The 22,372-nt window shown below is 67.7% G+C and carries 21 protein-coding genes; 9 read left to right on the top strand and 12 right to left on the bottom strand.

Annotated features, from left to right (window positions below):
• The first annotated feature begins 2 nt into the window (after positions 1-2).
• The 9 genes from ACAG20_RS07970 to ACAG20_RS08010 are packed head-to-tail and all read left to right on the top strand — an operon-like array spanning position 3 to position 9,775.
• Complete coding sequence (locus ACAG20_RS07970) at positions 3-860, top strand: ABC transporter permease (protein WP_083037125.1); 858 nt, start codon at positions 3-5, stop codon at positions 858-860.
• The gene (locus tag ACAG20_RS07975) at positions 861-2,465 is read left to right on the top strand and encodes an MlaD family protein (RefSeq protein WP_083037124.1); all 1,605 of its coding nucleotides are present in this window, start codon (positions 861-863) and stop codon (positions 2,463-2,465) included.
• Positions 2,462-3,553 carry an MCE family protein gene (locus ACAG20_RS07980; RefSeq protein WP_083037123.1) on the top strand — a complete coding sequence of 364 codons (1,092 nt, stop codon included), beginning with the start codon at positions 2,462-2,464 and terminating at the stop codon, positions 3,551-3,553. Before ACAG20_RS07975 ends, ACAG20_RS07980 begins: the two co-directional genes overlap by 4 nt.
• Before the next feature lie 4 nt (positions 3,554-3,557).
• The gene (locus ACAG20_RS07985) at positions 3,558-4,610 is read left to right on the top strand and encodes an MCE family protein (RefSeq protein ID WP_163762396.1); all 1,053 of its coding nucleotides are present in this window, start codon (positions 3,558-3,560) and stop codon (positions 4,608-4,610) included.
• Positions 4,607-5,812, top strand: a complete 1,206-nt coding sequence (locus ACAG20_RS07990) for an MCE family protein (RefSeq protein ID WP_109559423.1) — start codon at positions 4,607-4,609, stop codon at positions 5,810-5,812. The genes ACAG20_RS07985 and ACAG20_RS07990 overlap by 4 nt, the downstream gene beginning before the upstream one ends.
• Before the next feature lie 56 nt (positions 5,813-5,868).
• Positions 5,869-7,059 carry an MCE family protein gene (locus tag ACAG20_RS07995; RefSeq protein ID WP_083037122.1) on the top strand — a complete coding sequence of 397 codons (1,191 nt, stop codon included), beginning with the start codon at positions 5,869-5,871 and terminating at the stop codon, positions 7,057-7,059.
• Entirely contained in the window at positions 7,056-8,306 is a 1,251-nt protein-coding gene (locus ACAG20_RS08000; protein WP_083037121.1) for an MlaD family protein, read from the top strand. Before ACAG20_RS07995 ends, ACAG20_RS08000 begins: the two co-directional genes overlap by 4 nt.
• 19 nt (positions 8,307-8,325) lie before the next feature.
• Positions 8,326-8,925, top strand: coding sequence for an Mce protein (locus tag ACAG20_RS08005; RefSeq protein WP_083037120.1), 600 nt, complete (start codon positions 8,326-8,328; stop codon positions 8,923-8,925).
• Positions 8,926-8,935: 10 nt separating this feature from the next.
• Complete coding sequence (locus ACAG20_RS08010) at positions 8,936-9,775, top strand: mannan-binding family protein (protein ID WP_013827077.1); 840 nt, start codon at positions 8,936-8,938, stop codon at positions 9,773-9,775.
• A 90-nt stretch (positions 9,776-9,865) separates the two neighbouring features.
• Here ACAG20_RS08010 and ACAG20_RS08015 read toward each other — a convergent pair whose 3' ends face one another.
• The 12 genes from ACAG20_RS08015 to ACAG20_RS08070 are packed head-to-tail and all read right to left on the bottom strand — an operon-like array spanning position 9,866 to position 22,372.
• Positions 9,866-10,531: a YoaK family protein gene (locus tag ACAG20_RS08015; RefSeq protein WP_083037119.1), complete on the bottom strand. Its 666-nt coding sequence runs from the start codon at positions 10,529-10,531 to the stop codon at positions 9,866-9,868.
• Positions 10,532-10,534: 3 nt separating this feature from the next.
• Entirely contained in the window at positions 10,535-11,245 is a 711-nt protein-coding gene (locus tag ACAG20_RS08020) for a mammalian cell entry protein (RefSeq protein WP_109559422.1), read from the bottom strand.
• Entirely contained in the window at positions 11,212-11,760 is a 549-nt protein-coding gene (locus ACAG20_RS08025; protein ID WP_083037117.1) for a mammalian cell entry protein, read from the bottom strand. Before ACAG20_RS08025 ends, ACAG20_RS08020 begins: the two co-directional genes overlap by 34 nt.
• Complete coding sequence (locus ACAG20_RS08030; protein WP_083037116.1) at positions 11,757-12,704, bottom strand: RDD family protein; 948 nt, start codon at positions 12,702-12,704, stop codon at positions 11,757-11,759. The genes ACAG20_RS08025 and ACAG20_RS08030 overlap by 4 nt, the downstream gene beginning before the upstream one ends.
• The gene (locus ACAG20_RS08035; RefSeq protein WP_235673671.1) at positions 12,701-13,366 is read right to left on the bottom strand and encodes an Mce protein; all 666 of its coding nucleotides are present in this window, start codon (positions 13,364-13,366) and stop codon (positions 12,701-12,703) included. Before ACAG20_RS08035 ends, ACAG20_RS08030 begins: the two co-directional genes overlap by 4 nt.
• Positions 13,336-14,928: an MCE family protein gene (locus ACAG20_RS08040; protein ID WP_083037115.1), complete on the bottom strand. Its 1,593-nt coding sequence runs from the start codon at positions 14,926-14,928 to the stop codon at positions 13,336-13,338. The genes ACAG20_RS08035 and ACAG20_RS08040 overlap by 31 nt, the downstream gene beginning before the upstream one ends.
• A complete protein-coding gene (locus tag ACAG20_RS08045) occupies positions 14,922-16,073 on the bottom strand; it encodes an MCE family protein (RefSeq protein WP_083037114.1) in 1,152 nt (383 codons plus the stop codon). The genes ACAG20_RS08040 and ACAG20_RS08045 overlap by 7 nt, the downstream gene beginning before the upstream one ends.
• A gap of 17 nt (positions 16,074-16,090) precedes the next feature.
• Positions 16,091-17,656: a virulence factor Mce family protein gene (locus ACAG20_RS08050; RefSeq protein WP_083037113.1), complete on the bottom strand. Its 1,566-nt coding sequence runs from the start codon at positions 17,654-17,656 to the stop codon at positions 16,091-16,093.
• 6 nt (positions 17,657-17,662) lie between these two features.
• On the bottom strand, positions 17,663-19,261 hold the full coding sequence (locus ACAG20_RS08055; RefSeq protein ID WP_083037112.1) for an MCE family protein: 1,599 nt from the start codon (positions 19,259-19,261) through the stop codon (positions 17,663-17,665).
• Positions 19,258-20,286: an MCE family protein gene (locus tag ACAG20_RS08060; protein WP_013827067.1), complete on the bottom strand. Its 1,029-nt coding sequence runs from the start codon at positions 20,284-20,286 to the stop codon at positions 19,258-19,260. Before ACAG20_RS08060 ends, ACAG20_RS08055 begins: the two co-directional genes overlap by 4 nt.
• Entirely contained in the window at positions 20,283-21,503 is a 1,221-nt protein-coding gene (locus ACAG20_RS08065; RefSeq protein WP_041316668.1) for an MCE family protein, read from the bottom strand. Before ACAG20_RS08065 ends, ACAG20_RS08060 begins: the two co-directional genes overlap by 4 nt.
• The gene (locus tag ACAG20_RS08070; RefSeq protein ID WP_041316666.1) at positions 21,503-22,372 is read right to left on the bottom strand and encodes an ABC transporter permease; all 870 of its coding nucleotides are present in this window, start codon (positions 22,370-22,372) and stop codon (positions 21,503-21,505) included. The genes ACAG20_RS08065 and ACAG20_RS08070 overlap by 1 nt, the downstream gene beginning before the upstream one ends.

Genomic DNA, 22,372 nt, shown 5'->3' on the forward strand with positions numbered 1-22,372 from the left:
AGATGACGGCGTCTCCGTATATCCCGGCAATCGCACGCCCGATGCTGCGGGTCTACCGCATGATGTCGGCACCGACCATCCGGCTTGGCCACATGCTGGTCTTTTTCGGCCGCGCCGCAGCCGGTGTCCCGACCGTGCTGCGCCACTACCGTAAGGAGTTCCTGCGGCTGCTCTCCGACATCGCCTGGGGCAACGGCTCCATCGTGGTCGGGGGCGGCACCGCCGGGGTGGCCCTGGTACTCGGCTTCACCGCCGGTGCGCTGGTGGCGATCGAGGGCTACAATTTCCTGAATCTGCTGGGGCTGGGCCCGGCGACCGGCATCATCTCCTCGCTGGTCAACACCCGTGAGCTGGCGCCGATCATGGCGTCGCTGGCGTTCGCCATGCAGGCCGGCTGCCGCTTCACCGCGCAGCTCGGCGCGATGCGGATCGCCGAGGAGATCGACGCGCTCGATGCGATCGCCATCAAGCCGATCCCCTACCTGGTCACCACCAGGCTGATGGCCGCGACCATCGCCGTCATCCCGCTGTATGTGGCCTGCCTGGCGACCACCTACCTGACCTGCCAGGTGGTCACCGGCGTCATCAGCGGCGGGTCCATCGGCCCGTACCTGCACTACTTCACCATGATGCTGTCCGGACAAGACATCGTCTATTCGGTGCTCAAGTGCGTGGTGTTCGTGTGGTTGGCCTCCACCGTGCAGTGCTACTACGGCTTCTACGCCGCCGGCGGCCCGGAAGGTGTCGGGGTAGCCGCCGGTCGCGCCATGCGGGCGTCCATCACGATCGTGATCATGGTCAACATGCTGCTCACGATGGCGTTGTGGAGCATCGACGCCGGCGCAAGGTTCGGTGGCTGAGTGGGCAACTCCCTCGACCTCGACGGCCGCGGCCCCTCCGATCGCCAACTCCTCGGCGCCGGGGTGGCGGTTCTCGCGGTGATCGCGGTGATCACCACGGGCCTGCTGGCCAAGTCCACCGGCATGCTCAACAGTTACGTGCGGGTGGTGGCCGACCTGATCAACGTCGGCGACGGGCTGCCCGCCCAGTCCGACGTCAAGTACCGCGGCCTGTTGGTCGGCAGCGTCACCGACGTCATCCCGGCGGCCTACGGCAAGCCCAACTACGTGCACATCAACCTCAAACCCGACCACGCCAAGGACATCCCGGCCTCCGTCACCGCCCGGGTGGTGCCGTCCAACGTCTTCGCGGTGTCGTCCATCCAGCTCGTCGACCCCGGCGACGGCGCCGCCGGCGACTCGATGATCCGGGACGGCACGCACATCGCCGAGAACGGTGAGCTGTCCACGGTGATCTTCCAGACCACGGTGTCGAAACTGCGCGACATCCTGGCCGCCACCGGCCGCGGCCGCGAAGACCACAGCCTGGGAATCCTGGCCGCCGTCGGCGCGGCCACCGACAACCGGCGGGTCAAACTGCTCGGCGCCGGCGCGAACATGTCCCGACTGCTGGAGCAGCTCAACGGCATCGTCGCCACCGAGCCCGGACCGTCGACCGTCTCGGCCCTGCTCGATGCCACCCACGGCCTGCAGTCGACCGCCCCCGATCTGGTCGACGCGCTGCATCAGGCGGTCCAGCCGATGCGGGTGTTCGCCGAGAAACGCGCCGAACTGGCCTCGCTGGTCGCCGGTGGCCAGCACACCGTGGGCGTCTCCCGGGAGGCGTTCGACAACCACATCGATCAGCTGATCCAGATCACCCACAACCTCACGCCCGTCGTCGGCGTGCTGGCCAACAACGCCGACAAATTCGTCCCGATCTTCACCCGGGTCAACCGGCTCTCCGACAAGTTCTTCGACCAGCTCTACGACCCCAAATTGATCACCCGGAGCATGCGCGCCAACCTGTCCTTCACCCCGTTGCACACCTACACCCGGGCCGACTGCCCGCAGTACGGCCAGGTGAAGGGGCCGAGCTGCTACACCGCGCCGATGATCTCGGTACGGCCCGAACTGCCCGAGACCATGCTTCCGCAGAATTACCGCTTCCCGGCCGGACTCGAGCCGCCGCCGGGCACCGAGATCGGCCCGGACGGGAACCTCCGCGCCGTCGGGCCGCCGCTGATCAACCCCGATCGCAACCTCGAGGACACCAACCCGCCGCTGCCGTGGTGGACCGGGCCGTTCCCGCGCGTCCCCAGCAATGCCGACCCGCTCGACCCCGCTCCCCCGCCGCCGCCGGAGCCGCCGATCCCGGCCCAGCCCCACGCGCCGGAGTGGCAGCCGCCGTCCCCGGTCGCGCCCGCCGCCTACAGCGGCAATGTCGGATTCGCCGCTTACGGCGGGAATGTCGGACCCGTCGGCAGCCAGACCGAACGCAACCAGCTCGGCCTGATCACCGGGCAGCACGAACCGGCGTCGGTGGCGACCCAGTTGCTACTCGGGCCGGTCGCGCGCGGCACCACCGTTTCATTCGTCCCCGCCGGCACGGGAGATCACAAGTGACATTCCGCGGCCCACTGATCGGCCTCTCCATATTCATGGTCGTCTCGACGGTGCTGACCTGGCTGGTCTACGCCACACTGCGACGCGACGTCGCCGGGGCCACCACGCCGTACGCGGCGGTGTTCACCGACGTGTACGGGTTGCGCGAAGGCGACGACGTCCGGATGGCCGGGGTGCGGGTGGGCCGGGTGGAGAAGGTCGAGCTGGACGGGAAGCTGGCGAAGGTCTCGTTCATCGTCCAAAACGACCAGAAGCTGTACGGCAATACGGTCGCATCGGTGACGTATCAGAACATCATCGGCCAGCGCTATCTCGGGTTGTCGCTGGGTGCGGGCGCGGGCGCCCCCGACCAGGACCGGGTGCTGCCCCGCGGCAGCGTCATCGGAGTGGAACACACCGAACCGTCCTTCGACGTCGGCGCCCTGCTCAACGGCTTCAAACCGTTGATGTCGCTGCTGAATCCCAAGCAAGCCGACGATCTGACCAAGGGGGTGCTGCAGTCGCTGCAGGGCGACCAGGCGTCGATCGCTGCGCTGGTGGATCAGTCGTCGACGCTGACCGCCACGCTGGCCGGGCGCGACGAGATGCTCGGTGACCTGATCACCAGTCTCAACCGGCTGACCGGAACCATCGCCGGACAGAACGATCAGTTGGACCACGCCCTCAACCAGGCCCGGCGGGCGGTCACCGACCTGGATGCGCGCCGCCCGGCATTGCAGTCCTCGGTCGGCTCGCTGGCCCGGGTGACGCGGCAACTGTCCAACATCGCCGACGAGGTCTTCCCGTCCTTCGAGGAGATGGTCAACCGGGAACCCGGGTTCACCAAGCACATGGCGGGGATAGAACCGCAACTGGCGTTCACCGGCGCGAACCTGCCGCTGCTGCTCAAGGGCCTGGGACGGGCGTTCGGGGAGGGCGCCTACGGCAACGCCTACCTCTGCGACCTGAACGCCACCGGCTTCTTCCCCGGCCTCAACGACATCACCACGATCATCGTCAACGCCGCCACCCCCGGCAATGCCCGCCCGATCACCCGGGAGAACCTGGCGTGGCACTCGCCCCGATGCCGGAACACCGTCGATGGGTAGCGCCATGCCGATGCGGAGCGGCGGATTCCTCCGCCGGTGGCGGGAGCGACCGCTGGAGTCCTACCACACCACCTGGTTGGGATTCGGCGCGCTGGCCGTGGTGGCGGTGCTCGTCGCCGCGGCGCTGTTGGTCAAGGTGCTCGGCGTCGGCTACACCCGTTACACCGCCGAGTTCGCCCAGGCCGCCGCCCTGTCCCCCGGCAACCCGATCGTGGTCGCCGGCATCGAGGTGGGCCGGGTGTCGAGCATGCGACTCGCCGGCAACCACGTCGAGGCCGGCCTGACGGTGCGCAACGACATCCCGCTGGGCAAGGACACCCGGGCCAAGATCCAGGTGATGACGATCCTCGGCTCCCGCTACCTCAAGTTGGAGCCCGACGGCCCCGGTTCGTTGCCCGGCAAACGGATCAGCCTCACCCACACCGAGGTGCCCTACGACCTGGAGTCGCTGCTCGAGGACGCCACCACCACGTTCGACCAGGTCGACTCCGACCAGTTCGCGCAGTCGCTGGCAGTGCTCGGCCAGCAACTCCAGGGGATGCCGCCGATCATCCCGCGGGCGATGGCCAACCTGCATTCGCTGGCCAAGATCACCGCCGACCGGCGCGACCAGCTCGGCACACTGCTGGCCAGCACCCAGCGGGTGGCCAACACGCTGCACAACCAACAGACGAACTTGGGCAACCTGGTCGATCAGGGCCAGGATCTCATCGGGGAGTTGGTGTTGCGGCAGCACACTTTCCACGCGATGCTGGCGGCGCTGACCAGTCTGACGGGCAACCTGAACAACATCGTGGTCAACGACCGGGCGATGCTCGACGACATGCTGGTCAACGTGCGCTCACTGTCGGACATGCTCGGCCAGCACGACGACCTGCTGCGCAGCCTGATCCAGTCCGCGCCGCCGCCGCTGCGGGGTATCACCAACGCCACCGGTTACGGCCCGGGCATCGAGTTCTTCGCCGGCAACGGGATCGCGATCGACTCCTGGATGTGCGCCATCAGCGGCCGCGCCAAGCAGTTCGGCATGATCGAATACTTCAAGGACTGCAAATGAGCGCGCCCCCGAGGATCGCCGCCGATGACCCGATCGAGGAGCCGGATGACCCGGGTCCGTCGACCCGCCAGGCACTCTCGGCAGGCTCCGGCCGGGACCGTCGGCGCCTCAGGGCGATCGTGACGAGCCTGATCGCCGGCGCGCTGGTCGTCGCAGGCGTGGCCGTCTACTACCTCAAACCGTTCGGTGGGCACATCACCGTCACCGCCCAGTTCGACAGCGCCGCAGGGTTGTACGAGGACAATGTGGTCGCGGTGCTCGGGATGCCGGTGGGCAAGGTCAAAAAGGTCACCCCGAAGGGCGAATACGTCGAGGCGGAGTTCACCGTCGACCGCGGGGTGAAGGTGCCCGCCGATGTCCACGCGGTGACCATCAACACCTCGATCCTCACCGCACGGCAGATCGAGTTGACGCCGGCCTACGCGGGCGGCCCGGTGCTGGCCGACCGCACCACCATCGGACTGAATCGCACCCGGACACCGGTGGCGTTCGACCGCGTGCTGGACATGCTCGACAAGGTCTCCAAATCGCTCGGCGGCGACGGCAAAGGCAACGGGCCGATCGCCGATGTGATCAACGCCGGCGCCGACATCGCCGACGGCAACGGCGAGAAGATCAAATCGGCGCTCGGCGAGTTGTCCCGGGCCCTGCGACTCAGCTCCGACAACGGCGAGGCGACCGGTGATCAATTGACCACGATCATCACCAATCTCAGCTCACTGATGGACGCGGCGGCCCGCAACGACGCCAAGTTGCGTCAATTCGGCTCCACCACCCGGCAATTGGGTCAGATGCTCGCCGACGAGGACTTCGGCACCGGCAGCACCGGTCACAAGTTCAACGAGATCATCACGCAGGCGACCACGCTGCTGCAGGCCAACCGGGACAACCTCAAGCAAGCCGTCCTCAACGGCGACACGGCAGCGACGACGCTCGTCGAAAAGCAACGCGACCTGGCCGAGCTGCTCAACCTGCTGCCGTTGACGTTGGAGAACCTCTACAACGCCGTCGACACCAACAACGGGGCGGTCCGGCTGCACGCCCTGGTCGACAAGATCCTCGTCGACAGCCAAAGCACCAAGGAGCTGTGCAACATGATGCACCTTCGCCAGTTGGGTTGTGGCACCGGAACCTTGGCGGATTACGGCCCGGATTTCGGGCTGACGTATGTGCTGGACGGCCTTTCGATGATGGGGCAGTAGACGTGACGCGACGACTGGGGTCCCCGAGGGCGGCACTGGCCCTGCTGTGCAGTGCAATGGTGGTCTCGTCGGCGGCGGGCTGCGGCACCAATGGCCTGGGCAGCCTGCCGCTGCCGGCGCCCGGCATCGGCAGTGGGGGATATCGGATCACCGCGGTGTTCGCCAACGCGCTGAACCTGCCCGGGCACGCCAAGGTGAAGCTCGCCGGCGCCGACGTCGGTCAGCTAGAGTCGATGGTCGCCCGCAACTACACCGCGGTCACCGAACTGCGGATCATGGACGGTGTCCGGATCCCGGTGGGCAGCACCGCTGAATTGCGGTCGGCGACCCCGCTCGGCGACGTGTTCGTCGCGATCAAACCGCCGGCCCGGGTCGACCCGTCGGCCCCGCTGCTCAAGGGCGGCGACGTCATCGGGTTGGACGCCACCGCGTCGGCCGCCACCGTGGAGTCGGTTCTGAGCTCGGCAGCGCTGCTGGTGAACGGCGGTGCGGTGCAGAACTTCACCAACCTCGTCAACGGCGCCGGTAAGGCCACCGGCGACCAGGGCGAAGCGTTCGGGAAACTGATCAACCAGTCCAACGAACTGCTGGCGAAACTCAACGCCCGCTCCGGCGAGATCGAGACGGCGCTGCGTGAGACCAGCCGGCTCGCCGACCGGCTCGACGCCCGCAGCGAGGCGCTGACCGAGATGCTCAACGCGGCGGGCCCGGCCACCGACACACTGGTGGACAACACCAGTCAGCTCGCCGACCTCGTCGAGGAGCTCGGCGCAACCAGCCGACAGCTGGCCCGGTTTCCGTCGATCGCCGGGACCGACGACTCCGGGCACAGTTTCATCAAGGACGCCAACATAATCGCCGGCGCTTGGAACGATGTGGCGACCGACCCGAACACCAGCCTGCGCGCGCTGAACCGGCTGATGGCACCGTTGATCAAATCGACGGCCGGCACCGGTGTCGCGGTACACGCCAGCATCGACCGACTGGTGTGGGGCTCGATGCCCGACGCCGGGTTCAAGGGCGACCCGGCGTTCCACGGCCCGAAACGCTACGACTGGGCCAAACTGGCCGGCTCGATCAAGTACGCGCTCTGGCGGCTGCAAGAACGCGTGGTGGGTCGCGGCCCGGACTCCGACATGGGTCAGGCGCCGTGGACGGCCGTCGGGCCACCGATCCCCCCGACACCGGCCGAGGCTGAGGCCGCTGCCAACGACCCGGGCCTGATGGGGCAGGGGCCGACACCATGATCGATGCCGTCAGCCGTCGCATCGTCGCGCTGGTTCGCGCCGGTTACCGGCGAAAGAACCTGCTGTCGGGGCTCGCGCTGGCGATGACCCTGGTGGTGGCGACCGCCTACCTGTTGGTGGGGGCGCTGCGGGTCAATCCGACCCGCTCGACCTACCAGATCACGATCGCGCTGCCCGATTCCGGTGGGCTGCTCGCCAACCAGGACGTCTCGGTCCGCGGGGTTCCGGTGGGCCGGATCGAGTCGCTGCGGGTCAGCGGCACCGGTGTCGACGCGGTCGCCAACATCTCCTCGACGGTGAAGATTCCGGCCGCCAGCAAGGTGCGGGTGTCGGGTCTGTCGGCCGCCGGTGAGCAGTACATCGACTTCGAGCCCCCGTCCAGCGCCGGGCCCTTCCTCTCGGGCGGCAGCGTCGTCTCCCAGGACCGTGTGACGACCCCGATCCCGATGTCGCAGTTGCTCGCCGACGCCGATGGCATGCTGGCACAGACCGACCCGCGCAAACTCGACCTGATCAAGAAGGAACTCAGCCTGTCCGACGAGGGCCCCCAGAAGCTCACCGACATCGTCGACGGCGGCACCTTCTTGTTGTCCACCCTGGATTCGGTGCTGCCGGAGACGGTGAGCTTGCTGAAGTCGAGCCGGGTGGTGCTCACCATGCTCAGCGACGTCAACAACGGTATGGCCGTGACCTCGGCGAACCTCGACAAGGTGTTCAAGGGAATCAGCCCGATGATGGGCGGCTACCGCCGATTCGTCGACCAGGCGCCCGGCATGCTGTCGGCGGTCGACGGGCTCTTCGACGACAACTCCGACACCATGGTCGGCCTACTGGCCAATCTGGCCACCACGGCGCAACTGCTCTACGTCCGGGTTCCGGCGCTCAACGCGCTGTTCCCCGATTACCGCCGGTCGACGGTGGAGGCGCTCGACTCGGCGATCCACGAGGACGGGATGTGGGCGACGGTGGACATCTACCCGCGCTACACCTGCGATTACGGCACGCCGCGGCGCCCGCCGTCGGCGGCGGACTACCCCGAGCCGTTCTTGTACGGCTATTGCCGTGACACCGACCAGTCGGTCTTGGTGCGTGGTGCCCACAACGCGCCGCGCCCGCCGGGGGACGACACCGCCGGCCCGCCGCCGGGCGCCGACTTGGCCGCGACCACCGACCCGACCCCCAAGGGGCGCTACACCGTTCCCACCGAGTACGGCGGGCCGCCGATGTTGATCGAGCCGCCAGAATGACACCCGAGGAGACGCCGCGGTGAGCACCGCTGACGAACCGGCCGCCGAAGATACCCCCAAGCAGACGGAAACCGCCGAGGGCGAACCGGAATCGACGGTCACCGAGAAACCGGCCGCCGCGCCGCAGACGGCCGGCCCGCCACCGCCGAACCGGTGGGCGATCGCCGGCATCGCCGCCGTCTACCTGACGGTGTTCGGCCTGGCAGCGGGGCTGGGCTGGCAACTGTGGCAACAACACCGGGTCGCCGCCGCCGCCGCGGCCGGGCAGCGTGCCGCCGTGGACTACGCCCAGGTGTTGACCAGCATCGACTCCGGCAAGGTCGACGACGACTTCGCCACGGTACTCAACGGCGCGACCGGTGATTTCAAGGACACCTACACCAAGGCCAGCGTTGAGCTGCGCCAGCTGCTCATCGACAACAAGGCCTCGGCGCGCGGCACGGTGGTGGACTCGGCGGTCCAGTCGGAGTCCACCGACAAGGTGGTGGTGCTGGTGATGGTCGATCAGACGGTCAGCAACACCGCGCGCCCCGACCCGCGGGTCGATCGCAGCCGGATGAAGATGACGATGCAGAAGGTCGACGGCCGATGGCTGGCCGGCAAAGTCGAACTGCCCTAGGAGGGAAGCTATGTGGGCGACCCGGCTACTGACGGGCGTAGCGGCCGCGGCGTTGTTGGTGTCCGCGGCACCGCCGGCGAGCGCCTCGGCGCCGTCGTTCTGCAGCGGGCTGGGCGGCGCCTGGGACGGCCACTACTGCAGCACCGATGTGCGCTCCGAGCGACAGGCGACCCGCTACATCCGGATGGCGGTGCCCGGTGACCTGATCGACCACCCGGTCGCCGGGCCGCCGATCCGTGACTACCTGTCGAAGTTGTTCGGCAACTGGCGCGCCAAGGGCGCCTCGATGGTCGCCGACAGCTGGGGCAACGAGAATTTCGAGATCTTCCAGCACGGTGACGCGCTGAGCGTGGTCTTCCACGAGGACTACCACTCCGACGGGCCGTACATCAACAACGCCTACCGCACCTTCACCTTCGACATGGCTCGTGGACAACAACTGCAGTTGGCCGACATCACCAAACCGGGGGTGGATCCGTTCGCGACGATCCCGCAGCTCGGCGAGCCCTACATCGTGGCGGCATTGGACCGGGCGTTCTGGGAGCACCGCCCCGGTGACTATCCGTTCGTGCCCGAACGATTCACCCCCGACAAGGTGTTCTCCGGGGGTTACCGGTCATGGGCGTTGACCCCCGACGAGTTGATCCTGTACATGCCCGATTACCCGGTCAGCCACGACTCGCCGATCCAGTACAACCAGATGCAGTGGTACATGGACGGCGGCAACGTCCAAGCGCACATCCCGCTGTCGGCGCTCAGTTCGATCCTCCGCCCTGAATTCGGCGGTTCAGCGAGCCTCGACGGAGGAGAGGCGACACTGGGACCGCCGCATGAACCCGGCGGCGCCTGACGGGCTATCCTTCGCCGAGATTGAACTGATGCAGGCGAATCCGCGGAAAATGCTGCATGGTTGCAATCTCGCGGAGAGCGGGCCGGTGTCTCAGGCGTAGCGGAACAGCAGCATGCTCGCCGTGACCACCGCCGCGGCCAGCGCGATCACCGGCGCCACGACGGCGCGGGCCAGCGTGGCGCCGACGACGGCACCGCCGATCATCGTCAGCACCACTCCCAGCCGCAGCTTCTGGCGCTCGCCGGTGCCGTCGGCCAGCCGGCTGTCCACCCCGAGGCCCACGATCGTCGAGGTGAGGACGGTGGTGTAGAGCTCCTGGATGCCGAACTGGCGTGCGGTCGAGTTCTGTACGCCGAACGCCACCGCGAGGCCGCCGATCAAGAGCAGTCTGGTGGCGTCGGCGTATTGCAACACGCCGGCACCGGTCAGCGCGGCCAGCACGAGCAGTAACACCACCTCGATGCTCAACGCCGCGGTCACCCACACCCGGGGCCGGTGACCCAGGCTCCGCACCAGTCGGCCGCCGAAGATCGCCCCGAGCAAGAAGCCGCCGAACGCCAGCAACACCGCGGTCAGGTCGAATCCCGCACCCGGGACGAACACGAAGCCCAGAAAGATCGCGTTGCCGGTCATGTTCGCGACGAAGACACGCCCGAGCACCAGGACGCTGATCGCGTCGACCAGGCCGGTGGCGAAGGTCAGCAGCAGCAGGGCGGTCACGGTGCGCCGCGGTGAGATCGGCGACGTGACGAGCATGGGTCAGCTCTGGAATCGCGGCGTGAGGTCCAGCGAGGTGATGGTGGGCATTCTGGTGACCACCCATCGGTTCTGCTCGCGTTTCATGTAAAGCCGGTAGGCCAGGTATTTGATCGACGGAACGGCCCTGTTCAGTTCGCTGGTGGCCGAGGTGTTGGTGTACACGAGGACAGTGGCTTCCGGCCCGTCCAGGGATTCCACCGCGGCACCGACGATCTCGGTGGTGTCGGTGACCTTGGCCTGCTTGTTGCTCTCGGCGATCGCGGCGATGAACTTGCGGTACTGGGCTTCCAGGTCACCACTGAGATAGACCGCCGCCCGATCCGGCAGGGTGTCCATGTTCTCGGGCGTGTAGTTCCACAGTGTGTGGATCGCCCGGGCCGCGGTGCGGGCGATGTCGAGTTTGGTGGCCACCTCGGCGCGGTCGACGAGGTAGGGCTGGGCGGCGCCGGCCGCGAACGCCGCCGACGCGATGAAGAGCGCACTGGCCAGCGCGCCGGCCACCCGCAGGCTGATCCGCCTGCGGACACGGGGTTTCGTTGCGGCGGTTTCGCTTTCGTCGCCGTCCCGGGTTTCGTCGGTCTCGTCTCCGGGTTCGCCGTCACCGTCACCGTCGTCGTCGGTGGTGGTGGCCTCGATGTCCTCGGTCAGACCGTCGTCACCGTCGGAGGACGTCTCGGTCACAGCACCTGGTTCAGATTGCTGATCTTCCACTGGTCCCCTTCCTTCTGCGCCGTCAGCAGCCAGCGGGATGCGGCGCTGATGTCCTGCTTGCCGTCGGGTGATTTACCGCTGTTCTCGACGGCCACCAACACGTTGACGCTGCCATCGTCGTTCCACCGCTCGACCCCGGTCCCGACCACCGTTCCGGTGGTCGGCTCGCTACGCGCGACCGCGAGCAGGATCTGATTGGCCTTGTCCTGGCACTCCTGCTCGAATTCGCCGGTGGCGTGGGCCATCACGTCTGCGACGTAGTCGTTGGCGTTGAACGGATCCGGCGAGGAGAACATCGTCATGAAGGCCTCCACTTCGCCGAGGACCTCGACATCGCGCATCGCCGCCCGATGGTTGGAGGCATGCGAGACCAACACCAGGGTGCACACCGTGATCGCCGCGGCCGCCAGCAGCAGTGCGGCCGTCAGCACGGCGGTCAGCGCCCGGCCCGGCGGCACGTCCCGCTCGACGAACAGCGGCCGGTGATCGGCGCCGAGCTGCCGCCGCGGACTCATCTCTCCCCCTCGGCCGGCAGCGGCTTGCTGACGACGGTGAGGTCATCGACCCGCCAGTCCCCTGCGGCCTTGGCGAAGGTGACCCGCACGGTGGCGCTGATCAGGCGCTCCTTTCCGGCGGTGCCGCGCTGCCCCTGCAGGAACAGCAGCATCGCCCCCCGGCGCGGGGTCGCGTTGAGGACGGCGGCGTCGGCGACCCGGTAGTAGTTCGGAACCGGTGCGCCGTTGCGGATCGCATCTTGTTGCGGCACCAACTGTTCGCGATATTTCTCGGTCGCCAACGACTGGGCCCGGGCGAAGTCGTCCTGCAGGGTCTTCGGGTCGTACGACAACATGTCCGCGACGATCTTGGGTCCCTGCCGGGAGAGCTCGCCCCGCGCCACCTCCGCGGAGTGCTCACGCTGGAAGACCAGCAGGTAGCTGACCACTGCGGCGATGACGCTGAGCGCGGCGGCCGCCACGAACGCCGCGCCCGTCTTGGCCCGGATTCCCTCCGGCCGCGGGCGTGTCCCGGCCTGGCGGACCTCGGTGCCGGTCAGGATGTCGGCGAAGGTCCGCCCACGCTTGTCGCGCAGCGACCAGATCCAGCCCGCCAAGAACGGCACGGTATCGAGCAGGTGCGCCACCTCGCGCAGCAACAACCGCGCAACACCGACCGGTTCGGTCGTGCCGCCACCGCGCACCACCTCGATTCCGGAGTATGCGCGGCCCAGGCTCCACCCGGTGAGCACCGGCAGCAGCGTCCGGTTGACCGCGGTCGCCAGGATCGCCAGCCCGGCGATCGACATCGTGACCCACCACCACGGCCCGCCGGCCGGAAAGCCCAGTGCCACCAGCGCCATCGCCGCCGCCACCACCGCGCCCGGCAGCAGGTCGATCGCCAGCGCGGCCGCCCGTGCCCGCCACCGCGCCGGCTCGGGCGCCTGCGTTACCGCGTCGGTCACCGGGCCACCTGATCGAGTCTGCCGATCCGGTACTGGCCGTCTTCGCGGACCATCTGGGCCCGCAGCCGGTAGCCCACCTCTTTGCCCTGGGTCTCGACGTTGTCGACCTTGACCCGGAAAGCGACCAGGACGTCGACCGAGCCGTCCTCGTTGTTCCGCTCGACCGCGGCACCCATTTCGGTGAGCTCGGTGCGCACCTTGGCCGCCCGATATGCCTGAACGAAGATCTCCCCGTACAGGCCCGCCTGGGTCCGGAACTCGCCGGCGGCGCAGTCGAGGATCTGCTGCTGGGCCAAGGCCACGTCGGATCCGTCGGGCGCCTGGGTGGCCAGGACGCAGTGCTTCGCCGCCTCCACCGCTTCCGCGTTGTCGCGGGCCATGACCTGACTCGCGGCATGGTCGCGCAGACCCTGGTAGCCGGCGGCCACCAACCCCGCGGCCAGTACGACCAACAACGCACAGCTACCGAGCAGGTGTCGGCGCCCGAGGCGGGACGGCGCCGACCCGGCGTCCGCTGCGTCGGCCTGGATCGATTCCGTCGTCGCGTCGTCTGCTGCGCTGGGCTCGTCCGCAACAATTGCGGAATCTGTGGTAGCGGCGGTGTCTGCGGTCTGCTGCTCCCCGTCCGTGGTCACTGGAACGGTGCCAGCATCCCCTTCCATGCGTCGTCTCCTATGTTGGTCGAGTTCTCGACGGAGTATTCGACGCCGTCCGGCCCCACCGCCTGGCCACTCTGTGGATTGTAGATCGCAGCGGGCCCCCCGCCCGGCGTGTAGACGCAGGGGTTCGGTTGCTGCCCGTTGCACTGCACGCTACCGGTACCCGGCCGGGTCAGCGGGTCGTTCAGCGGCGGCGGCGTCGGGGGCACCATATCCGCCGGTAGCGGGTTGAGGCCGGTGTTGATCGACGGCGCCGGGATCACGTGGCCGGGTTCGACGGGCTGGTCACAGCGCGCCCCCAGTGCCGGGCAGTTGCGGATCTGGTTCGGGTCGCCGTACCAGGGGTTGGTGCCCAGCGGGATGTAGGGCTTGTCGCTGCGGCATTCCTTCGGCGTCGGGGCCCGCTTGCCCGGCACGTCGACACACGGGATGTTGCGGACGCCGCGCACGTTGTTCGACGGCGTGTCCTGCGGAATCCGGCAGGAGACGTCGGGGAGGTCGGCGGGACTGGTGTCGGCGAACGCCCGCCACTCCGATGCCGGCAGGTAGCCGGTCAGACACGGCGGCGGGTAGCCCAGGCTCAGGCCCGGAATCGGGATCGGGAAAACCGGGCCCGGGAAGGCCCCGAGTGCCACGTCTATTGATGCGCGCCCCGGGAACGTCGAGCTGACCGTCTGGACGATGGAACCGGCCTGCGGCAGGAACACCAACACCTGTTCGGTGTTGCGGTTGTAGCGCTTGGCCATCTCGGTCAGGATCGACATGTTCGCCATCATCTGCGGCAGGCTGTCCTTGGACTGGGTGAACACGCTGTGCACCTGCTCGACCAGCGGCGGCAGGTCGGTCAGGATGTGCTTCACCGTTTCGTCGCGGCTGGCGGCCTGAGCGCTCAGGACGTTGAGGTTGCGCGCCCATTGGTGGATCGCGTCGCCCGACTGGACCTGGCTCTCGATGATCGGCGCCGATTTCTCGATGATGTCGTCGACGTCGCCGAGGTTCTCCTTGAGGTCGGCGACGATCGCCTGCGTCGCGTCGACCAGTCGCTGCAGCGAGGGCCCCAAACCGCCGACAGCGGTCGCGGTCTCGTCGAGCACCTCGGTGATCTTGCCCGTCGGCAACGCGGCCAGGCCGCGGTTGGCGGCGTCCAGCGCCGGCCCGATCGCCGACGGCACGGTGCCCTTGGTGATCGTCTGGCCCCGTTTGAGGTACTGGTCCGGGTTATCCGTGGACACCAGATCCAGGTACTGCTCACCGATCGCCGACACCGAATGCACATTCGCGGTCGCGTCGACCGGGATCTTGTACTTGTCGGAGATCTGCATCGTGGCCTGCGCGCCCGTCTCGGTCGGCTCGACTCCGGTGACCCGGCCGATGATGGTTCCGCGGTAGGTGACGTTGGCGGTCTTGTACAGACCACCGGCCTCGGGCAGGTTCGCCTTGAGGGTGTACTGACCCAGGCCGGCAAGGCTCGGCAGGCGCAAGTAGTACACGCCCAGCACCGCCAGGGCGGCGACGGTCAGCACGCTGAAGATGATCAGCTGCCGTTTGATCTGCGCTGTCAGCAATTCCGGTCAGCCCTTTCCACATACGGACCGCCGGGCGCGCTGGCGGGGTTCGGCGTGTACCGGACGTCCGGGATCATCTTCTCGGGGTCGTGGCCGAAGGACTGCTCGAGCGCGCGCAGCATCCCCGAGAACCCGGTGCCGGTCAGGATCGCGTTGTCGATCGAGGCGAACGTCAGATCCACGACCAGCGAGGAGTTGATGAAGTCGCCGCGCACCGCCTTGAAGGCACCGTCGACGTGGTACGGCGCGGTGATCATGACCTGCAACAGGTCCGGTATGAACGGTGACGCCTTGCGGAGTTCCCGCGCGGGACACTGCATCGACGTCAGCACCTTGTTGAGGTCGCCCCGGGCCGGCGCGATCTGTTCGTTGGTCGCCCGGCCCATCTGGCCGAGCCCGTCGATGGCGTTGATGAAGATCGCCTGCTGGGCGTTGAAGTACTTGAACAGCGGCGGGAAGTCGGTCAGCACCCGGTCGATGGCGTCGTTGTGCTCGCTGAAGTAGCCGAGCAGCCGGTTGGTGGAGTCGATGGCGTGCGTGATGTCGTCACGCTGGTCGTTGAGGGAACCGATGAACGTGTCCAGTTTGTCCAGGAACGCCCGGATCTGTTCGGCCCGGCCACCCATGATCGCGTCGAACTCGGTGGTGATGGTCTCCAGGTCCGACAACCCGCCGCGGTGCAACAGCAGCGAGATACCGGCGAGGGTCCGCTCGATGGTCGGGAACGACGTCGAGTTGTTCAGCCCGATGGTGTCGCCGTCCTTGAGCTCGCCCACCGGGTCCGGCGGCGCCGCCAGCTCGATGTGCTGAGATCCCAGCAGGCTGGTCTGGCCGATCTTCGCGGTGGCGTTGCGCGGCAGGTGAACGTCCTTGTTGAGCTTGAGCTTCAGCGTGGCGACCCAGTTCTTCAACTCGATCTGGTCGACCGCGCCGACGAACACGTCGGCGACGAGCACCCGGCTGTTGCCGTTGAGCGCCAAGGTGTCCGGCACCTGCACATAGACGGTGTAGGAGCCGGGGCCGCTGCCGGGCCCGCCCGGCAGCGGAACGTTGGCGATACCCCGCCAATCCCGACACGAGGTCAGCGTCAACGCCACCATCAGCAGCACCAGGGCCTGCCAGGAGCGCCGGCTGACGGTCTTCATCGCTCTACTTCGTCTCATCAGCCTTCACCTCGCGGGGGAAGCGGTGCCACCGGGCCCGGGATCACATTCGGTCCGGGCGGGGGCGGTGCTATCGGAGCCACCCCGGGCGGCTGACCGATGAACGGCAGCGGACCGGGCGCCTCGTCGTAGGCGTTCGGCGGGCCGGGCGGGGTCTGATACTGGGACTCGATCGGCGCCGGGTCCGGGCCGCCCATCAACTGCGCCAGCGATTCGGGTGTCAACAGCCGGGCGGTGTCGTGACCGGGCTCCACACCCTGCATTCCGGGTGCGGTGATCCAGCCCGGCTGCGAGTTCTTGTGCGACAGCGGGGTGTCCGGTACCCAGATGCCGGGCACGGTGGTGTCCTTGTATCCCGGTGGCGGCTGCAGCCGCGGCTCGGAGTACGCGATCTGCTTGGGCGTGGTGTAGGCGCTGGTCCAGATGTTGATACCGAACGGCAGGTAGTTGAACTTGATGGCGTCGGCCACCGGCGCGAGGTACTCCGCGCACAGTTCGGCCGAGTCCTGGTAACCCAGCCGGCTGCCGGCCTGGATCGCGCTACAGATGAACTGCATCGGGTTGGCGAAGTTCGGCAGCACCGGGAAGCCGGTGACGGCGCCCTGCGCGGGGTGGTAGATCTCACCCGCGCCGGCCAACACGTTCGGCAGCACGTGCAGTGCGGTCTCCAGGCCTTCGAGCGGGTCCGGCTGGGTGAGGGCCGTCGACACCTCGGCCATGTTGTCGATGGTCTTGACCAGCGGTTCCTGGTTCTGGTTCAGGAACGCCCGGACGATCGTCATGGTGGCGTAGAACTGGTCGGAGGCCTTCGCGAGCTCCTGATCGGTGGTGGTCAGGTTGTTGCTGAACGTGGCCAGGTCCCGGTTGAGCTGAACGAACTGCTGGTCGTTGTGGTCGAGCGCCCGCACGAACAGCGCGAGGCTGCGCGTCACGGCGTAGAAGTCGCCGCGGCCCTTGTTCAGCGCGGTCAGCGCATCCGAGAGGCTGCTGAACGTCGTGTTGATCTGCTCGCCCTTGCCGGCCAGGCTGTCGGCGAAGGTCTCGATCGCCTCGCCGATCGGCCCCTTGGGCTGCTCCTTGGTCGGGCCCAGCTTGGTGATGATGTTGGTGACGTCGTTGCGCAGCGTGTCCCACTCGACCGGCACCTCGGTGCGTTCTTCGGGGATGACTGCCTTGTTGGCCAGCACCGGGCCGCCGCGGTAGGGCGGCTCCAGCTGAATGGTGCGTGATGCCACCAGGGTCGGGTTCAAGATGATCGCCTTGGCGTCGGCCGGCACCTTGTACTTGTTGTTGAAGTGCAGCGTGACCTTCATCTTGTCGCCGGCCGGTTCGATCTTGTCGATCGCGCCCACCCGCACACCCATGATCTGGACGGCGTCGCCGGCGTACAGCGCGTCGGTCGACGGGAAGTAGGCGACGACCGTGGTGCTGTTGAGCTTGCGGAACAGCTGCAGACCGCCGAAGCCGGCCACCAACGCCAGCACCAGCAGCGCCGAACCCACGATGATCGTGGCACGCGACATCTGGGGCAGACGCACGTTGCGAATGTCGAAAGCGGTACTCACGTCCGGCTACCTCCCTTCCAGCGAGCCGCCGCCGCCACCTGGCTGACTGTTTCCGCCTTCACCGGGAGCGATGAACGGCGCCGGCAGTTGGTCGCCCGGTCCCGGCGGTGCGGCCGGACCGGGTGCCCTGGGCGCCGGCGGGGGCGCCGCACCCGGGTTGGCCGGAGCCGGTCCGGGCATCGGGCCCAGCGGCTCGGAGCGCGCTCCCGGATTGGCGTCGGGCATCGGTACCGGGGTGCCCGGCACCACCGGCGGGGTCTCGCCGGGCCGGCCGGCGATCGGAATGCCCGGCGTCGACGGCAACCCGTCCGGGTTCGGCGGCGAGACCAGCACATCGGTCGGGCCCGGGTACGGTCCGCTCGGACCGAACGGTCCCGCGTTCGGGTCCAGGTTCGCGCAGGGCAACGGGTTGCCCGGGGTCGGGAACAGGCCGGCTGCCGGCGCGTAGGAGCACGGCGATCCCGGTGCCACGGCCGGTCCGGGGTGCTCCGGCGTGCCCTCGATCACCTGCGGTGCGGGCGGCGGTGCGCCGTTGGCGAACCGGGTCCCGTTGGGGTCGGGGTAGCGGAACTCCGGCAGGCCCGCGTTGCGCCAGAACTCCTCCGGCGAGATGCCGCGCTTCTTGAACGCGGCGTCGACCCACGGCTGCAGAATCCAGAACGGGATCACGTTGAGCGCCGAGACCTTGAAGTACGGTCCCGAGGCGATCGCGTCGTTGACGATCGTCAGGTAGCGGCCCAGGATCGTGAATATCTCGCGCAGGTTGTCCTGGCGGCGCACCAGCATGTCGGTGATGTTCTGGGCCTCGACGAACACGTGGCGCAGATCCAGGTTCGGGTTGTCCCTGACCAGGCCCTGCACCTGTTCGCCGAAGTAGGCGATGTTGCCCAGCAACGCCGAGATGGCCTGACTGCGCTGGTTGAACGCGCCCAGCAGGGTCTGGGTGTTGCGCAGCACCGCGTCGATCTGGCCGCTGCGGTCGCCCATCACCGCGGCGATCTTGTTGGCCTGGGCCAGCAGATGGGTGATCTCGTCGTCGCGCTTGCCGATGGTGTCGGAGAACTTGGCAACGCCGTCCAACGCCGCACTCAGATCGGGGGCGGTCTCGCTGACCGTCTCCGAGAGCACCTTCAGGGACCGCTTGACGGTGTCGATGTCCCAGCCGGCCGCGGCCTTGGTGACGTCGAAGACCGCGTCGTAGAGCTGATAGGGCGTGGTGCTCTGCCCCAGCGGCAGCACTCCCTGCGGCGACAACTTCTTTTCGCCCTTGGGGTCGATGGCCAATACCTTGCGGCCCAGGATGGTGTCGGTCTTCACCCCGATGAGGCTGTCCGTCCCGATCGGGTTGGCGCCGACGGAGAACCGGACCAGGACGTGATCGCCGTCGATGGACAGGTCCTGGACCTTGCCGACATCCACGCCCGAGATGCGGACCTTGTCCCCGGCGGTGAGCCCACCGGTGTCGGAGAGCTCGCCGAAGTAGCTCGGCTCGGCGAACAGCATCGGCACCGTGGTGAAGGTCTGCCCCACCAAGGTCACCAATGCGACCGTGATGATGCCGATCACGCCGATCCGTGCCCGGTTGGGCGGTTCCAGAGTCCTCACTGCGGTGTGCACCTCCCGGTCGGCTGCTGCCAGAGCCGGACGTTGCGAACCGGTCCGCCGGGCTGCAGGCCCGGAAGCTTGATAGTGGCGTCACAGATGTAGAAGTTGAAGAAGTCGCCGTAGACGCCAGTCCGCCCGATGAGCTTGAGCGCCTGCGGGATCCGCTCCAACAGTCCCTCGACGTCGGCCATGCGGTCCGGTGGCTCGGGGCCCGCGACCGGGAAGATGCTGTGCAGCTGCGGACGGTTGTCGGCCAGCAGGTCGGCCAGGTTGCCGGCGGCGTTGCCGAATTCGGCGGTGCCGAAGGCCAGACCGGTGCGGTGGTCGTTGAGGCCCTTGACCAGCTTGTCGAAGTTGTCGACGGTCTCGTCGAACGTCTGGCGGTGCCGAACCGCGGTGTCCAGCACGGTGTTGAGGTTCTTGACCACCTCGCCGATCGCGGCGTCCCGGTCGGCGATGTGCGCGGTCAGCTGCGCGGTCTGCTGCAGGATGTCGTTGATGGTGCCGCCCTGGCCCTGGAACACCGTGACGATCGACGAGGCGATGGTGTTGATCTTGTCCGGGTCGAGCGCCCGGAACACCGGTTTGAATCCACCGATCAGCGCATCGAGGTCAAGGGCCGGCTCGGTGCGGGAGGCCGGGATGAACCCGCCGGCGGGCAGGCGCTGGTCGGCGCCCTCGCCGTCGCCCCGCTTGAGCTCCAGGTACCGGTTGCCGATGAGGTCGTCGTAACGGATCTGCGCGGTGGTCGACTGGTACAGCGGCAGCGAGCGGTCGACGTCGAAGTCGACCACCACGCGGCGGCCGCCGTCGACCAGGTGCACGTTTTTGACCTTGCCGATCTCCACCCCGGAGGCACGGACGAACTGGCCCTGGCGCAGGCCGCTGGCGTTGGTGAACTCCGCGGAGTAGCGCGACGTCCGGTCGAACCGGATCTGCCCGAATACCACGACCAGCCCGATCGTGAAGAGCAGCAGCACCGATCCGACGACGCCGAGTTTGACTGCAGTCCTGGTGATGTTCATGGGTTGATCGTGTTATCCCCGACTTGGCGGCCCCAGACGTAATCGATTGCCCAGGGCGATCCGACCTCGAAATGGTTGTAGGGTGCTTGGCTGACTCCGGTGTCGGCCACCAGGTACGGCGCCGGCCAGAAATCGTGGGTGATCTCCTGCCAACAGCCGGGCGCCCCACCGGGTCCGCCGCGGGCGTTGTAGCGCGGCAGGTTGTCCGGGTAGATGTAGGGGTTGGCCGGGCTGACCAGCTCACTGACGGTGTCCAGCGCGTAACCGTCGCCACCGCCGAGGAAGTTGTACACCTTGGGCGCGCCCTCGGCGAGGTTGCGGATGGCGCAGAACAGTTCCGGGCTGTACTCGTCGAGCAGCGCCGACACCGGAACCAGGTCGGAGAACTGCGCCCGCAGGTACGGACCGAACCGGTCGGTGATGTCCGCGCCGAGGTTGCCCACGCCGGCCGCGGCCAGCAGCGCGGCGTCCAGTTGTTTCTGCTGGGTGGTGATCGTCTTCACCGTGGTGGGCGAGTGCTCCAGGAAGCCGACCAGGTCCGGCGCACCGGCGGCGTAGACGTCCCCGAGCGTCGCGAAGCCCTTGAGGTCGCGCCGGAAGTAGGGCATCCGCGCGTTGACGTCGTCGAGGATCGCGTTCCCGTTGACCAGGGATTCGCCGAACTTGTCCCCGAGGCCGGTCAATGCCTCCGCGGCGGCGTGCAGCGTGAGGTTCAGTTTGACCGGGTCGACGCTCTCGGAGAGCTTGGTCACCGTCTCGAACAGCGTGTTGAGTTCGGTGGTCACCGACGTCGCGATGATGTGCTTGGTGCTGATGCGCTCCGTCGTCGGGTTGTCCGGCGCGGTCAGCGACACGTACTTGTTGCCGAACAACGTGGTCGCCATGATGTTGGCCTCGACGTTGGACGGGATCAGCTTGATGTATTTCGGGTCCACGTCGAGGGTGAACTTGGCCGCCGGCTTCTCTTCGAACTCCGTCGGCGCGATGGCCGACACCCGTCCGATCTGCACGCCGTTGTAGGTCACCGGACCGCCCGGGTCCATCACCAGGCCGGCACGCGGCGCCACCATGGTCAGCGACGTCGTCTTGATGAACGCCCCGCGGAACTGGCCGTAGACCAATCCGGTGATGAGCAGCAGGACCGCCAGGGTCACCACACCCGCGACCCGGTAGGGCGGGGTCTGCGACTTGTTCTCTCTCCCGGTTGCCATCGTCATCACATCGTCAGGTTGAAGTTGGGGTCGACGCCGTAGAGCGCCAACGCGGCGAACAACACGACCGTCGGGACCGAGATCAGCGACAGTCGCATCGATCGGCCGACCGCCTCGCCGACACCGACCGGGCCACCACTGGCATTGAAGCCGTAGTAACAGTGGGTGATCATGACGATCACCGCGATCAGGATGGTCTCCATGAACGACCAGAACACGTCGTCGGCCCGTAGGAAGGTCCGGAAGTAGTGGTCGTAGGTTCCCGATGACTGTCCGAAGAACAGCGTGGTGACGATCTGCGGCGAGGCGAACGCCATGATCAGCGCCAGCGCGTACAGCGGGATGATCACCGTGAAGCCGGCCACCACGCGGGTGGACACCAGGTAGGAGATGGAGTTGATCCCCATCACCTCCAGCGCGTCGATCTCTTCGCTGATCCGCATCGCGCCGAGTTCGGCGGTGGCTCCGGCGCCCACGGTCGCGGCCAGGGCGATGCCGGCGTTGACCGGGCCGACCACGCGGACGTTGACCAGCGCCGCGGCGAAACCGGTGTAGGTCTCCACCCCGATATTGCCGAGCGAGGTGAACCCCTGGATCGCGATCAGCGAGCCACCGGCCAGCATCACGAAGCCGATGATCGCCACGGTGCCGCCGATGACGGCCATGGCGCCGGTGCCCATCCCCAGCTCGGCGATCAGCCGCAGCGACTCCCGGCGGTATCGACGCAGCGCCCACGGGATCTGCCGAATGGCGGTCAGGAAGAACCAGCCCATCTGGCCGCTCTTGTCGAGCGAACGCCCCGCCGCTCCGACGTAACGGTGATAGTTCGCGATCAGCCCGGGAAACCGGGCGCGCACCACTGCTGATGTCGACAT

Origin of the sequence: Mycobacterium sp. pW045 (assembly GCF_041287085.1) — a bacterium.
Taxonomy (GTDB): Bacteria; Actinomycetota; Actinomycetes; order Mycobacteriales; family Mycobacteriaceae; genus Mycobacterium; species Mycobacterium algericum_A.